Annotated in this window: 14 protein-coding genes; 8 read left to right on the forward strand and 6 right to left on the reverse strand. The window is 39.4% G+C overall.

Features of this window, described 5'->3' with window-relative positions:
• Positions 1-31 precede the first annotated feature (31 nt).
• Together FTV14_RS02850 and cynS are read right to left on the reverse strand one after the other, a co-directional pair.
• Complete coding sequence (locus tag FTV14_RS02850) at positions 32-2,188, reverse strand: TonB-dependent siderophore receptor (protein ID WP_180053289.1); 2,157 nt, start codon at positions 2,186-2,188, stop codon at positions 32-34.
• A gap of 349 nt (positions 2,189-2,537) precedes the next feature.
• A complete protein-coding gene (gene cynS / locus FTV14_RS02855) occupies positions 2,538-2,987 on the reverse strand; it encodes a cyanase (RefSeq protein ID WP_004785763.1) in 450 nt (149 codons plus the stop codon).
• 280 nt (positions 2,988-3,267) lie between these two features.
• Between cynS and FTV14_RS02860 the strand changes: the two genes are divergently transcribed.
• The 7 genes from FTV14_RS02860 to FTV14_RS02890 all read left to right on the forward strand — a co-directional run bounded on the left by FTV14_RS02860 (position 3,268) and on the right by FTV14_RS02890 (position 11,434).
• On the forward strand, positions 3,268-4,077 hold the full coding sequence (locus FTV14_RS02860) for a formate/nitrite transporter family protein (protein ID WP_104426134.1): 810 nt from the start codon (positions 3,268-3,270) through the stop codon (positions 4,075-4,077).
• A 52-nt stretch (positions 4,078-4,129) separates the two neighbouring features.
• Positions 4,130-5,854, forward strand: coding sequence for a bifunctional protein-serine/threonine kinase/phosphatase (locus FTV14_RS02865; RefSeq protein WP_180053290.1), 1,725 nt, complete (start codon positions 4,130-4,132; stop codon positions 5,852-5,854).
• 177 nt (positions 5,855-6,031) lie between these two features.
• Positions 6,032-7,348, forward strand: coding sequence for a sorbosone dehydrogenase family protein (locus FTV14_RS02870; protein ID WP_180018101.1), 1,317 nt, complete (start codon positions 6,032-6,034; stop codon positions 7,346-7,348).
• A gap of 459 nt (positions 7,349-7,807) precedes the next feature.
• A complete protein-coding gene (locus FTV14_RS02875; RefSeq protein WP_125278667.1) occupies positions 7,808-8,500 on the forward strand; it encodes a metallophosphoesterase in 693 nt (230 codons plus the stop codon).
• A 282-nt stretch (positions 8,501-8,782) separates the two neighbouring features.
• Entirely contained in the window at positions 8,783-9,781 is a 999-nt protein-coding gene (locus tag FTV14_RS02880) for a putative oxygenase MesX (protein WP_125278668.1), read from the forward strand.
• Between the two features lie 42 nt (positions 9,782-9,823).
• Positions 9,824-10,852, forward strand: coding sequence for a methionine synthase (locus FTV14_RS02885; protein ID WP_180001986.1), 1,029 nt, complete (start codon positions 9,824-9,826; stop codon positions 10,850-10,852).
• An 87-nt stretch (positions 10,853-10,939) separates the two neighbouring features.
• A complete protein-coding gene (locus tag FTV14_RS02890) occupies positions 10,940-11,434 on the forward strand; it encodes a flavin reductase (RefSeq protein ID WP_159123555.1) in 495 nt (164 codons plus the stop codon).
• 65 nt (positions 11,435-11,499) lie between these two features.
• Here FTV14_RS02890 and FTV14_RS02895 read toward each other — a convergent pair whose 3' ends face one another.
• The 3 genes from FTV14_RS02895 to FTV14_RS02905 form a co-directional block, all read right to left on the reverse strand.
• Entirely contained in the window at positions 11,500-12,198 is a 699-nt protein-coding gene (locus FTV14_RS02895) for a DUF1826 domain-containing protein (RefSeq protein ID WP_166137214.1), read from the reverse strand.
• Between the two features lie 120 nt (positions 12,199-12,318).
• The gene (locus tag FTV14_RS02900) at positions 12,319-12,783 is read right to left on the reverse strand and encodes a DMT family transporter (protein ID WP_034170895.1); all 465 of its coding nucleotides are present in this window, start codon (positions 12,781-12,783) and stop codon (positions 12,319-12,321) included.
• Positions 12,784-12,795: 12 nt separating this feature from the next.
• Positions 12,796-13,224, reverse strand: coding sequence for a DMT family transporter (locus tag FTV14_RS02905; RefSeq protein WP_034170896.1), 429 nt, complete (start codon positions 13,222-13,224; stop codon positions 12,796-12,798).
• A 134-nt stretch (positions 13,225-13,358) separates the two neighbouring features.
• Here FTV14_RS02905 and FTV14_RS02910 point away from each other — a divergent pair, with 134 nt between their 5' ends.
• On the forward strand, positions 13,359-14,288 hold the full coding sequence (locus FTV14_RS02910) for a LysR family transcriptional regulator (RefSeq protein ID WP_180053291.1): 930 nt from the start codon (positions 13,359-13,361) through the stop codon (positions 14,286-14,288).
• A gap of 362 nt (positions 14,289-14,650) precedes the next feature.
• Here FTV14_RS02910 and FTV14_RS02915 read toward each other — a convergent pair whose 3' ends face one another.
• Positions 14,651-15,445 (reverse strand): IclR family transcriptional regulator, encoded by a 795-nt coding sequence (locus tag FTV14_RS02915; RefSeq protein WP_180053292.1) that lies wholly within the window; start codon positions 15,443-15,445, stop codon positions 14,651-14,653.
• Positions 15,446-15,870: the final 425 nt, after the last annotated feature.

Here is a 15,870-nt window from a genome sequence, read left to right on the forward strand (position 1 = left end):
CTGAATATTCTTTCAAAGCTCAAGCGAAAAATTAATATTTGAATTTTACGGCCACACTGTAATTTGCCGGTGCACCATAGAAGCCTTGCTGATTCGGGAAATTAAATAAGTATTTTTCATTGGTCAGATTATTCCCGTTGGCCTGCAAGGTCATATGTTCATTGAGTTCATAACTGGCCATCAGATTCACAAGCGCATATGCATCCTGTTTGATAATGCCTGCTTGTTGGGTAACAACACCCTCTGTAGCAGCTTCAGGAACTTCTAGATAAGTTTTATCCTGCCATTGCACACCAAGGCCCAGTTTCAGTTTTGGAATCTGTGGCACCTGATAGGTGGTCAGAAGATTGAAAGACTGATTAGGATTAAAAGTACGGGCATCACCGCCATTGATCAGATCTTTAAGACTAAACTGAGTGTAGCCAAAGCTTAGATTTAAATGATCCGTTAACTGACCAGCCAAACCGAATTCATAACCTTGTGAACGTAGATCACTCACCTGGGTTTTACGTAAAGTCGGGATACCGTCAGAATCTCGCAACGGATAATTGCTTTGTTCTGTTCTGAATACGGCCATGCTGGCGGTGAGCTTATCATCTAGCCAGGAACTTTTAATCCCGGCTTCATAACTTTCACCTTCAACCGGTTTATTAATACTGCCATCCAGCGCTTTAGTTGTTTGTGGACGGAAAATTGAGGTATAGCTTAGATAACCTGTATATTCAGGACTAAATTCATAAGTCAGGCCTGCATAAGGTAATAGCTTATTCTCATCATAAATCGTGTCTGTTCCATAACTGCTGCCTGTACTTTCAGCCTGAACATAGTTGGCACCTAAAAGCAGTTTCAGATCGTCAGTCATATGTAAACGGGTGGCGGCATATAGGCTTTGGTTTTTTTGCCGGATGTGCATTTCACCACTGGTTTTTGACATATCCCAAACTGGTTCGGGCGGCGTAAAACTGGATAAATCTGTGGTAAGTGGGTTGGTAAAGCTGCCTGCATAACCTAACTCATTCAGATTGTTTTCAGCCCAGATATAGCCAAAAGATGCCTCATGTTGTTGTCCCCAAAGTGGATAGGTGCCACTAAAACTCAGACTGGCCTGCTGTTCCTTGTTGTCATCAATATACATGCCTGGGTAGAGGAAGATGCCTGAAGTGCCATTTGCGCCAGGTTTGCCGGACAGAAACAAGAGTTTTGAATCGCGTTGTGTACGTTTTTCATCATAGGTCAGTTTGGCTGTCCAGTCGCCACCCAGTTTTTGTTCAAGCTCGGCAAAGTAACTTTTAATATTGCTATCCCAGTGCGCCCAGCTTGGACTGTAATTATAATTCCGTGAGTAACTGAGCTGCTCGCCTTCAGTATTGATCAGTGGATTAGAACCCCAATTGACACCATTCGGCTTGTGATTGGTTTCAGTATAGCCAGCAGTTATTAAGGTCGAATCAGTCAGGTCAGCCTCAACCACTGCACCAATGCCATTTTTTTCGAGTTCATAGTGTTCCAGATAACTATCACCTGTCTGCTGATAGCCAAATACTCGGCCTCTGATTTTTCCATCCTGTGTCAGGGGAGAGGAAACATCTGCTTCATAACGTTGGGTATTCCATGAACCATAACTGGTATTAAACGCGGCCTGAAGTTCCTGAGTAGGGCGTTTTCTAATCATATTAATGGTAGCGCCCGGATCGCCAATACCATTATTTAAGGCATTTGCACCTTTAACGATCTCTATACGGTCAAATAAAAAGCTGTCTGGATTGTCATTATTGTAGTTATAGCCTTCAAGCGGAATCCCAACGCCGTCTACCAATACGTTTGAGATTTCAAAACCACGTGATAGATAGGAAGTTCGTTCGGTCTCCTGGTTACTTACAATGATCCCCGGTGAGTTGCGGAGTACATCACGGGTATTATCCAGTGCAAAGTCATCTAATTGTTGACGCGTCACTACATTCACTGTTTGTGGCGTTTCCTTAAGAGGAATATTTAGTTTAGAAGCTGTTGCAGAATTTTGAATAATATAGCTTTTAGTCTGTTCAGAGCTTTCTGTTGTTTGTGCTGCATCAGTGACTATCGTGATGGTAGGAAGTTGCTGACTATTTTCTGCAAAACTTTGCTGTGTCATCAATATGGCAAAACTGAGCAAAGATAGCTTGAAAGTTGGATGATTGGTATAAAACATTTTAATGAATGTAAATGATAATAATTATCGATAATGTTATTGATTAGATATTTTTAAATCAATCTAAATACAATAGGAAATTTAAATTAAAAATTACTCATTGATAGAGGAATACTTTGCAGTTAAAGCAGATTAAAAGAAGAAGGGGTTAAGATTTTGCTTAAAATAAAAACGATTTATTTTAGTAAAATAATATGTAAATTATTGACTTCATATTAATTTTTTAAATTTATAAAGTATATTCGCTAAATTTTTTTCATGTAGAGAATGAGATTAATGCTCAAATATAAAAAGAAAAATGAAATAAAAAAAAGCCATCACATTGATGGCTTTTTATAAATGATATTGATCAATAAGTTTTATAAGGCAAGAACTTGCCAGACAATACGACATTGACACGGTCGCCATTCGGATTTTCTTCGCGTTGAATATCCATACTAAAATCAATCGCGCTCATAATACCGTCACCAAATTCTTCATGAATCAGTTCTTTAATGGTAGAACCATATACATTCACCACTTCATACCAACGATAAATTAAAGGATCGGTCGGTACGCTGGTTGGCAGGGAACCTTTATATGGCACGATCTGTAGCCATGCAACGGCTTCATCACTTAAGCCAAAAATCTGACCAATCTTTTCTGCTTGCTCTTTATTAAACGCCATCTGACCTAAACATGCAGCGGTTACCCATTCTTTAGAAAGACCAATCTCTTTGGCAACATCTGACCACTTAATTGACTTTAAAACTTTCGCTGAAATGATCATGTCAGTTACTTGTTGACGATGGGTAATCATAATCCTCTCCAAATTATTCTCAAATGAATGTATGCAGAACGCATAATGCAGATATCATGCCAACAGCATTTTAGAGTTCATGCTAAATAGAAAATGAATATTTAAGCGATTGTTAATTATTTGTGGCACAGCTTTTGCTTCTATTTCGATATACATGGCGACGACGCCATTCACCATTACCTGTTCTAATATTCAAGGCAACGGCGCCTAAGGTCTTCAGTGATCTTAGGCGTCTTTTTTTCGAAAAACAGGTCCGTATATTGAAAAAGAGGACGACAACATGGCATATCTTGCTCCTGCGGAGTTTGCAAAAAAAGTAGTAGATGCGGGTGAATCCAAGCTTCATATGGCAACCCGTGATGTTTTGATTCGTGCCTTTATGGCAGGTGCGATTTTGGCCTTGGCAGCCGTATTTGCAATTACGATTGCAGTGCAAACTGGTGTGCCACTGATTGGCGCATTACTGTTTCCTGTCGGCTTCTGCATGTTGTATTTATTGGGCTATGACTTGCTAACCGGGGTATTTGTATTAACACCGCTGGCATGGCTGGATAAACGTCCTGGCGTAACTTGGGCACGCATTTTAAAAAACTGGGGACTGGTATTTTTAGGTAACTTTACTGGGTGTTTAGTCGTTGCAGTACTGATGGCTGCTGTTTATACCATGGGCTTTGCGACTGATCCGAATCCAGTCGGTGAAAAGATTTCTCATATTGGTGAAGACCGGACCTTAGGTTATGCGGCTTATGGTTTCTCAGGCTGGATGACTATTTTTATTCGCGGCATGCTGTGTAACTGGATGGTCTCTTTAGGGGTGATTGGTGCGATGATGTCAACTACAGTGAGTGGCAAGTTCATCGCAATGTGGATGCCAGTGATGCTGTTCTTTGCCATGGGCTTTGAACATTCAGTGGTAAACATGTTCCTGTTCCCATTTGCCATGATGATGGGTGGTGACTTCTCGATTGCAGATTATTTCCTGTGGAATGAATTACCGGTTGCTTTAGGTAATCTGGTAGGGGGTTTAGCCTTAACAGGTCTGGCACTTTACACCACACATGTACGTACTGGCGCGAAAAAAGAATTCTAATAATGAATCATTTTTAAAGGGATCAATATGATCCCTTTTTTGAGTTTTCAATATGAAAAAAACATTAAAAGTCGCTATTGGACAATATTCTACGGCTGGTATTAAAGATCAGAATCAGGATTTTTATGGCATCTTTTTACCAGAAGGTCATGTACTGAAGCAAAAAGGTATAGCTTGTGCGATTGCCGACGGGATCGGCAGTAGCAATGTCAGTCACATTGCCGCAGAAACAGCCGTCAGCAGTTTTCTCTCAGATTATTATTCGACTTCGGATGCCTGGAGCACCCAGACTTCAGCAGCACGGGTGATTCGTGCCACTAATTCATGGTTATATGCACAAACTCAACAAAGTCAGGGACGTTTCGATAAAGACCGGGGCTATGTCTGTACCTTATCTGCACTGATTTTAAAGCAGCATCAGGCACATATTTTTCATGTCGGTGATAGTCGTATCTATCGAATCCGAGATGGTGAAATTGAATTATTAACCCATGATCATCGTGTCTGTCTGTCTTCGACAGAACATTATCTCAGTCGTGCCTTAGGGGTGGATTATCGTATTGAAATTGATTATCAAAGCCTTGAACTAAAAGAAAAAGATGTCTTTCTACTCATGACTGATGGGGTTTATGAGTTTGTTACAGACCAACAATTATTAGATTTCACCTTAGCAGCAGATCACTTAAATCAGCTTGCCAAATTCCTGGTTGAACAGGCTTTAAAACAGGACAGTGATGATAATTTAAGTCTTCAAGTGCTCCGTATTGAGCAGTTGCCTGAACCAGATCAGTTTTATATGCACCAGGATTATGTCTTTCCACCCCAGCTCAGCAAAGGTGAAGCATTTGAAGGCTATGCCATTGACAAAATCCTGCACCAAAATCACCGCAGTTGCCTGTATTTGGCACACGATCATGATCGGCAACCGCTAGTGATTAAAACTCTGGCAGTAGATTTACAACAAGATGAACAGGCTGTTGAACAGTTTCAACTTGAAGACTGGGTTTCAAAGCGTCTTAAGCACGAAAATCTGCTGCAATGTTATACGCATCAATCAGAGAAAAAATATTTATTCCAGAGTTATGAATATTTGCAGGGAGAAACCTTAGATCGCTGGCTGCATCAACAGAAAAAGCCTTTGCAGATGGAAGATATTCTCCCTATTTTGCAGCAAACAGCATTGGCCTTAAATGCAATGCACCTACTGGAAATGTTGCATCAAGATGTACGTCCTGAAAATGTTATGGTCTTAAACGTTGATAATACACTTAAAGTCAAACTGATTGATTATGGTTCAACTGCTGTACGAGGTTTAGTCGAAATTAATCCTAAACATGTGAATCGGCCACTTGGTACCTTGGCATTTATGGCGCCTGAATATTTCATTGAACATTCACCATCGATTCAGTCCGATCAATTTTCTTTGGCAGCCATGGCTTATTATTTACTGACTAAACAGCTTCCTTATGGTACAGATTTAGCTCGATGTAAGTCATTGAAACAGATGAAAAAATTTCAATATCATTCCATTCAAAAATATCGGCCGGATTTACCACTCTGGTTAGACCAGATTCTAAAAAAGGCACTGAATATCGAGCCGATGCATCGTTATGAGGCATTGACTGAATTGATCCATGATCTGGAACACCCATCCAAGGAATTATTAAAATCCAAAGCTCCTACCATGATTGAACGTGATCCTTTACGTTTCTGGCAAATCAGTTGTGCTGTATTAGGACTTTTACTTTTATTAAGTATTGCATGGCCATTTATTTAAGAAGGTTGGAGTGAATATAAGTAAAAAAATTAGACAGCGTTCTATGCTTTAGGCAACTTGCGTCACTAGTATATTTACGGCAATCAATCCACAACCAGAAACTACAAGAACTATATCATTACGATTTCAACCACCTTTTAAAATGGGAGAGATAAAAACAAAAAGCAAGGAAATACCATGGCGGCTCAATTTCTCCTATCAGCCTTAAGTACCGTAATCATATTGGCATTTACCGGCTGTACAGTTTCATCCAAAACACCTGTAACAGATAGTTATGGCGCTCAGCCGTCTTTACCTGAACCAAAATCAAGACTGTTTCCGGTCGTCAACATTGCCCCTGCAAAAGGTTGGCCTGAAGGTGTCATGCCGACGCCAGCACCAGGTTTAAAAGTGCAAGCATTCGCACAAGGCCTTCAACACCCGCGCTGGTTATATGTATTGCCGAATGGAGATGTACTGGTAGCTGAAACTGATGCTCCACCTAAGCCTGAAGACAGTAAAGGGATTAAAGGTAAAATCATGAAAATGGTGATGAGAAGAGCAGGATCATCCTATCCAAGCGCCAACCGTATTAGCCTGCTGCGTGACAGTAATCAAGACGGCATTGCTGACCAGAAAACGGTATTTCTGCAAAATTTAAACTCGCCGTTTGGAATGACCTTAGTGGGTAATATGCTTTATGTCGCAAATACAGATGCTTTAGTGCGATTCTCTTATCAGCCAGGTATGACCCAGATCAAAGAAAAAGGAACTAATGTATTAGACTTGCCTGCAGGCCCTTTAAATCATCACTGGACGAAAAATGTTATTGCCAATCCTGCAGGCACGAAGCTCTACATTACGGTAGGCTCCAATAGTAATGTGGCTGAAAATGGCATAGCTCAGGAAGAAGGACGCGCCCTGATCATGGAATTGGACCTTTCTACAGGTCAAGCCCGGCCGTTTGCTACAGGCCTGCGTAATCCCAATGGCATGGACTGGCAGCCTCAGAGTGGAGCCTTATGGACTGTAGTGAATGAGCGTGATGAGCTGGGCAATGATCTGGTTCCTGATTATATGACCTCAGTAAAAGATGGCGCTTTTTATGGCTGGCCTTATAGTTATTATGGCCAGCATGTGGATACCCGGGTAAAACCGCAAAAGCCTGAACTGGTCGCGAAAGCAATTAAGCCAGATTATGCATTGGGGAATCATACTGCATCACTGAGTCTGACATTTTATAAGGCTAATTTAATATCCCAATATCGTGATGGTGCACTCATTGGCCAGCATGGTTCCTGGAATAGGAAACCTCATAGTGGTTATAAAGTTATTTTTGTGCCATTTCAAAATGGTCAGCCTTCTGGTCAGCCTCAAGAGGTTCTGACCGGATTTTTAAGCAAAAATGGAGATGCATTTGGTCGGCCTGTGGGTGTAGCTACAGATGCTCAAGGCGCAATATTAGTTGCTGATGATGTAGGGAACGTGATTTGGCGAGTATCACCGAATCAATAAATAAGTAGATGCTAATAAAATAAAACCCTTATAGTCTCTCCCAAAACTATAAGGCTTAGCGGCTGTAGTCTCTACTTTTATCACTTGCCATCCCAGTAAGTTCGCTGTCTTTCGACTTTATTATCATTGTAATGCGATTATTATCAGCTTTCCTTGCTGACTCTTTATGTGAAACATAATGTCAAAAATTGAGGAAACAGGATATAGAGTATTTGCTCCAATCGATGTAAGCTTAAACTTACAAAAAAATAATATATTTATACAAAAGTTAACATTATGTGAACTTTCCTATATTTTACAAAGGGTTTTATGACTAAAAATAATTTAATTGTAGTAGATAAATAATGTTAAAAAATCATCTTTAAGGTTTTAAACAGCATTAAAATTAAAAGATATGATTTAAGAATCATCTTTTGCTTCAGGTTTGGCAGACAGGGTTCCATGTTATAGAAGATACTTATGAACACTTTAACTAAGGTAATTGATGGATCTGATTTCTCTGCCATATATGTGGTTGGGGATCTGCATGGTTGTTATAGCTTGCTCATGCAAGAATTAGAGAAAGTTCATTTTAATTTTGAGAAAGATCTACTGATTTGTACCGGAGATCTGGTCGATCGTGGTAATGAAAACCTGGAATGCGTTTCATTGCTAAGTCAGCCCTGGTTTTATTGTGTTCGCGGCAATCATGAGGAAATGTGTATCAAGGGCCGTGACGATGCATGGATTCAAGATATGCATGCGCAGAATGGTGGTGAGTGGTTCTATCTTTTATCAACCGAAAAACAGGATGAACTCAGTGAAATTTTTTCTGCACTTCCTTTGGCCATTGAACTAAACCTCGAGTATAAAAAGATTGGCATTTTACACGCAGATATTGCGCTTAATGACTGGAATGTATTTAAAAAGAAAATTGCAAAAGGTGAAAATAGAATTCCAGGCTTAACTTCAGCATATACCAATGCTCTTTGGGGTAGAGGGAGAATTCGCAATCATTCTTATCGCTATGGAACCGTTAAAAATATCGATGAGATCTATCTGGGTCATACGATTGTAAAAAACCATACTCAAATTGATAATTGCCACTATATTGATGTAGGTTCTTCTTATACGAAGAAGTTGTGTGTTATTAAAATAAAAGATGCAAACTAGGTGCTACAGCAAGAGCCAATTGAAAGACACATCAATAATTTTTACCTTTAAAATTAAATTGATAGCTCATTTTTATAAAAGGCGATCTATATTTATTTTTGAATGAGAAACTGTATTTTGTTCTATTTAATTTTGAGTAAGTATTCATACAATTAATTCATCTATAGTGAATTTCTCTCATCTTTTACTGAATTTATATCGTTTTACTCATCTCTAGATTCACGTTTAAATGAAGTTATACAGAAATTTGGCTTTATTTAAAAATTAGGATAGTGAATCTCCATGGGTAATCAATTTACATGCTCAATCAAGCGCATCCGTTTCGATGAAAATTATCAACCAGCAGACAACACACGTTTAACCACAAACTTTGCCAATCTGGCACGTGGTGAAAGTCGACAGGAAAATCTGCGCAGAACTCTGGCCATGATTAATCAGCGTTTTAATTCATTAGCGACAAGTGATAATCCTAAAGGCGACCGTTATTCCCTTGAAATTGACATTATCTCTGCGGAACTTGATGTCGAAGGCCATGGTCAAACTTTCCCTTTTATCGAGATGCTGAAAAGTACCGTCATTGATCATAAAACCAATGAGCGCATTGAAGGCATGATTGGCAATAGCTTTTCATCTTATGTACGTGATTATGACTTTAGCGTTGTATTGCCATCCATCAGCGATAAAACTGATGCAAAGCTTGACGACTTTGGTGATTTGCACGGCAAACTTTATCAGCATTTAATTCATTCAGATGTGTTTAAGGCCGAGTTTAAGAAACAGCCGGTGATTTGCCTGAGTGTATCTACCACGAAAACCTATTACCGTACTGCACATGTGCATCCTGTACTCGGTGTGGAATATAAAAATGATGATTATTCACGTACAGATGCATACTTCAGAAAGATGGGCTTAAGCGTTCGCTATTTCAAACCTGAACATGGTAATGCACCGTTGGCATTCTATTTTGCCGGTGACTTATTGCGTGATTACACGGACTTCGAACTTATCAGTGCGATCAGTACCATGGAAAGTTTCCAGAAGATTTATCGTCCTGAAATTTACAACACCAATTCGCCTGCAGGTTTGATCTATCAACCAAGCCTGAATTATCAGGATTATTCGTTGACACAAATCGTTTACGACCGTGTGGAGCGTAGTCAATTAGCAGTTAAGCAGGGCAAATGGACAGAAGAAAATTTTATTAAGCCGTATAAAGACATTCTTGAAAAGTGGGCCGCAAATTTTACTGTAGATAATGCTCATCAAGAGCATACTGCCTGAATGAAGAAATAAATTAACGAATATAGAGATAGAAGATTAGACATGAGCATTTTACTCCCAACATCTACAGCTGGCAGCTTGCCGAAACCGTCTTGGCTTGCCGAACCTGAGCAACTTTGGTCACCCTGGAAACTGGAAGGCGAGCAGCTCCTTGAAGCCAAGCGAGATGCTTTGAGCTTGTCCCTACATGAGCAACTACAGGCAGGCATTGATATCGTCAGTGATGGCGAACAAACCCGTCAGCACTTCGTGACCACCTTTATTGAACATCTGGAAGGTGTGGATTTCGAAAAGCGTGAGACGGTGCGTATTCGAAATCGCTATGATGCGAGTGTGCCATCCGTTGTGGGTGCTGTCGCTCGCAAGAAACCTGTATTTGTAGATGATGCCAAGTTCTTGCGTAGTCAAACTAAGCAGCCAATCAAATGGGCGTTGCCGGGTCCAATGACCATGATCGATACGCTTTATGATGCTCATTATAAGAGCCGTGAAAAACTGGCTTGGGAATTTGCAAAAATCCTGAATCAGGAAGCACTTGAACTCGAAGCAGCAGGTGTAGATATCATCCAGTTTGATGAGCCTGCATTTAATGTATTTTTTGATGAAGTAAATGACTGGGGCATTGCCACATTAGAACGAGCGCTTGAAGGTCTGAAATGTGAAACAGCAGTACACATCTGCTATGGTTACGGTATCAAAGCCAATACGGACTGGAAAAAGACTCTAGGTTCAGAGTGGCGCCAATACGAAGCAATTTTTCCGAAACTGCAAAAGTCTAAGATCGACATTGTTTCACTTGAATGCCAAAACTCTCATGTACCAATGGATCTGATTGAATTGATTCGTGGCAAAAAAGTCATGGTCGGCGCCATAGATGTCGCAACCAATCAAATTGAAACACCAGAACAGGTTGCAGATACTTTACGAAAGGCGCTTCAGTTCGTGGATGCTGACAAGCTGTATCCTTCAACCAACTGTGGTATGGCACCTTTATCGCGTCAAGTCGCACAAGGCAAACTGAATGCTTTAAGTGCTGGCGCAGCTATTGTTCGTCAAGAACTGACAGCCTGAGTATTCATTTGTCTTAAGAGCTGTATAAGGAATACATGTACTTTTACCGCTCTTCATCAAAGCGATAGTCAATTAGGGATTTAAGAGATGATTGAAGCGACTGACTTTAGAAATGCCATGTCCTTACTCACCACAGCAGTGAATGTCATTACAACCTCGGGTGAGACAGGAATGCATGGTTTTACGGCATCTGCAGTATGCAGCGTGACTGATACACCACCGACATTGCTGGTCTGTATGAATCAGTCATCTCGTTCACATGTGCATTTTATTGAGAACAAAATTTTGTCAGTGAACGTCTTAGGTCCACAGCACGAACAGATTTCTAATGCATTCGCATCCAGCAAATTCAGTTCTGAACGAAGATTTCAATTAGGTTCTTGGACAATACTAAAAACAGGCTCACCTGTACTAGGCGATGCATTAGTGAGTTTTGACTGTGAAATCGAGAATATCCAGCAAGTAGGGACACATAGTATCTTTATGTGTCGAGTGGTTGCGATTCAACGGAGCGAACAAGATCAGAGCCTGGTGTATTTTAATCGTACTTACCATTCGGTTGGACAGTTAGAATTTGCTTGAATGAAAATGAGAAAAATGACAATAAGATAATGTGGATTTTCTCATTTTTAAGATTTGTATCGAATTTAACAAATCAAAAGCAATCGATATTCACCCTCATTTTCAACCGGAGCCCGATGTACACAAGGTAGGGCTCTTTGGGCTGGATGATCGACTGCCAATCGCCAAAGATGTCCCTGACCTAAATTTACAGGTTTTGCATTAGGCTTAGGTTGATAATGCAGATCAAAGAAATACTCTTCCAAAAAACCTTCAAATCCGGCTTCTGGGCCATCATATAATTCTTTCAGCTTTGCCCTGATTTCTGGAATCAGAATCTTTTGTTCCACCTGATCATTAGGCAAGATATCGCTTGCAGCACCATGATAGGTACATAAGAAAGTATCTGTTTCAATCGGAGAGCGATCGACATGGAATGAATAGACATCTGTAGTAATGAAATCGAGCTCATTATCCCGTTCATAGCATTTGAGCAGATTGAGTGAAGGGGAAGCGCCGTAGTCAGTCAGTAGCTGTATATCTTCTAAGATAATCTTTCTTGCCAGATGACCGCTTTCTGACAGCTGGAGTTTCATAAGATCATCAATTGAAACTTCAGTCATATTTTCCTGTAAATGAAGCTTATTCACGATCTCGGCAAAATCACCCGCTAAATTTCTAGACCAGCAAATCGCATTCATCGCACCCTTAAAATCCGAATTAACGAGTTCTGAAAAGTTTGAGACTACACGAATTTGTTTATTGCCTGAAAATTGATTATGCATGCTTAAGTGAAATGACTTATGAACTATGCCTAATATTACCCTTAGATTCCTCAAAATAACTTTATGAGCTCATAAAAAAAGAGATTTTAAAACCTAAAATCTCTTTCCTTTCACAGTATCTTAATTTTCAGCTTGTGCTTTGGCTGCAATATTACTTTTATAGATAAAAAATAGTGCAACAGCTAATAGGGCAATTGCTGCTAGTCTGGATCCATCTAAATGAATCACCGGATTATTCAACCATCCAAAATGATCGATGAGCAGACTCATTAATAACTGGCCACTAATGACGGCGACAGTGGTGGCAGCAGCGCCCAGTCTAGGCATAGCAAATACAATCGTAAGCATATAGGCCACGCCAAAAAATGCACCTGTTAATTGCCATCTTGGTGCGGTGAATAAATTCAATGCATGGTTGGGTTCAAGAAAGAAAGCGATTAGAAAACTGACTAGAGCACCTAAGACAAATGTCAGCCAAGAACTTTCTAATACACCTACTTTAGCACCCAAACGACCATTAATTGAAGATTGAGCACATAAAACTGCTCCGCCAAAAATAACGACTAATAACATTATATAAATCATGGAGAAGCTTCCTTATTGAATAAGCCATAATGCAGCTAAAATAGCTACCAGCGCGCCAATACGATATTTGTCTACAGCCCGTTTATGGCTACCTAACAAACCCCAGTGATCAATAATAAGACTGGTTGCAACCTGGCCAAACAGGATGCCCACCATGGTCAGGCCAACGCCAATATGAGGTGTCGCTACAGTTAAAGCCACTACATATATAGGGCCTAATATACCGCCAGTCAGTTGCCACCGTGGCTGCTTGAACATGAGAGAAAGCTTTGGACGGCTGAAGATCAACCCCAAGGTTAAGAGCAGTGATCCGATCGCGAAAATTCCCAAGGTCGCCCAGAAATGCCCAATTTCTTCCCCGAGTGGACCCAGTAAACCCGCTTCAACAGATAACCCCATACCTGCAAGAACGACTAATGGGAAAATCCACAACTGTTTCATATATGCTTTCCAAAGGAAGAAAGCAACGAATTATATTCTCTTATTTAAAAGCTACAATTCCGCAATTTTTCAAAACATAATTGCTATTATGACAATAATAAAATGATTGAATTAAATTCAGGGATAGATCAAGTATGCAACTCAATGCATTACGCTATTTTGTGATGGTGGCAACGACAGGCAGTTTTTCAGCTACGGCAAAGCATTTTCAGGTTCCATCTTCCTCAGTATCTCGTTTTATTTCCAAACTTGAACAGGAAATTGGGCAACAACTTTTTTATCGTAATACACGCTCTGTTCGGCTAACTGACATAGGAGAAAAGTACTTTGTGCAAATTAAGGAAGTGCTGGATACGCTAGATCTGGCCAATGAAGAAATTTCTGGTAAAAATGCGATCAGAGGGTTAATTCGTATCAATACAGCGGTTGCGTTTGGAAGGCTACATATATCGCGTATCGTAAATAAATTGCATGATAGCTATCCGGATCTTTCAGTCGAGCTAATCTTGACGGATACTTTTATTGATCCTGTACAAGAAGGCGTAGACATTGCGATAAGGATTGGCTCATTACAAGATTCAGCATTAATTGCACGCAAGGTCTGTGATCAACAGTATGTGCTGTGTGCGAGTCCTGCATATCTTGAAAAATATGGAACTCCACATTCTCCACACGAGATTCAGAATCATCAATGTCTGGTATATAAGGGCGTTTCCGGAAGCCAACGCTGGTATTTCCGTCAGCAAGAGCATGACACTCCGGTTTTAATTGAGCCACAAGGGCCTTTAAGAAGTAATAATGCAGAAGTCCTGGTAGATGCGGCATTGGAAGGACGGGGGATTGTATTATTTCCAACCTGGATTTTTACGGAAGACTATTTCAAAACACGTAAACTGGTTCAACTCCTTCCTGACTGGATCAGTACAGTGGAACCTTATTCTATAGGGATTCATCTGGTTTCTCCTGAAAACAGAATTCGTTCACAAAAGGTTAGAACTGTGCTTGATTTTATTTTAAAAGAAATTGGAGATCCGCCGTACTGGGATAATATTCTTAAGCTATAAAGATTTTATGATTCAATTATAGGAAGCTTGATGGGCTTCTTAGTTATCTCGTTTTTGATCAAGAAGGATTCTAAAGCAGAGCTAAAATTAAAAGCATAAAATGGATGAATTTATACGATTTCAAATTTCTAACTTTAGATTTTATCTACACATTGCAATTGCAAAATTCTTAACTTTCCTTAAATGTATCTGCATTATTGCTATAAATCCAAAATTAAAATAAAAAAGCCTATCTCATTCGAAATAGGCTTTTTTACCTCTGAGGAATCTTCTCGCCATTTAATTCAGTAAGAATGCTATGGCTTAAAGACTGATAATCATATTATGAGAATATAAATAGTTTTTCAAACATAATTTAAATTTTATTTGGTTAAATTATTACGAATCTCAGTTGTACTTTCAGGATGGTGGAGGAACTTATTTTCAATAATCTGTGCTTTCTCCTGAAGAATTTGTACTAATTTTTCCAGATTTACGAAATCAAATCTATTTTTTGAAGCTAATAAAGTAAGCGCTAAAGGTGGCTCTTTAAGAGAGAATTTAACTGGTACAGACAGACCTGCAACTTGAGGATCAAGTTCACCACTAGAATAATAATATCCCTGTTTTTTGATCTTTCTCATTTGTTCCAGAAAAGCGGTTTCATTCTGCACAAATCCTACTTCTGCAAATGCATCTACATAACGTTGATAATAGTCAAGCAACACTTGTTTCGGTAAATGTGCCATGATGACTTTTGAAGATGAACCTACATAGACAGGACGTGGACAACCGCGTCCGAATGAAAGCAGATGTGCATTTTTAAAGACTTCGTCATGTAAGTCGATACAAGAATCATAATTGAGATGAGTCAATATACAAGAGAACTCAGTCCGTTCGACGATTTCCTGCATAAAGGGAATGCTGATCTGAACCAAAGGATCAGTTTTTCTTGAAATATAATCCAGAACAGCAATTTTCGAACCCAGCGTATAGTCACCGGATGTGCCACTGATTCGCTGTAATAATTCAGCCGATACCAATTCTTTTAAATAGCGATAACTGGTAGGTTTGGAGAGGTTTAATTCTTCACTGATGATATCTACATTAATCACTGAACGTGATAACGAAAATAGATCGAGAACCGTAAGAATTTTTCCAAAACTTGCTTGCGCCATAAAAAAAAACCTGAAGTGCTGACTATTGAAAAAGGTGATGACTCACTTTAGCTTAAAAGAGGGTAGTAGAGGCAACTATTTACCTAAAATTCTCGGATAATGAGGATATAGGAAGAAAAGAGATAAATATCCAGCTTAACGGCCTATGCAATGATAAAAATCATACTTATTCTCATATAGAGATATTTTTATTGACAATAAAGCGTTTATTTGAAAAAATTACTTACACAAATATCCAATGATGAATAATTAAGCAAAGCATTATCTTTTGCTTTTTATATTTTCATCAACCAGTTTCAGTTTAATCAGCTGAATATTCTAATTTTATAGACTTTCAACAAGTAAAAATTTTGTCACTGAGTTCTTTGGGCTTGGTGGGCAGGTTATTTGCTTTAGAAAATAAAATAAGCTCTTAGAGAGAAACC

The organism is Acinetobacter sp. YH12236 (assembly GCF_013417645.1).
In the GTDB taxonomy this organism is placed as follows: Bacteria; Pseudomonadota; Gammaproteobacteria; order Pseudomonadales; family Moraxellaceae; genus Acinetobacter.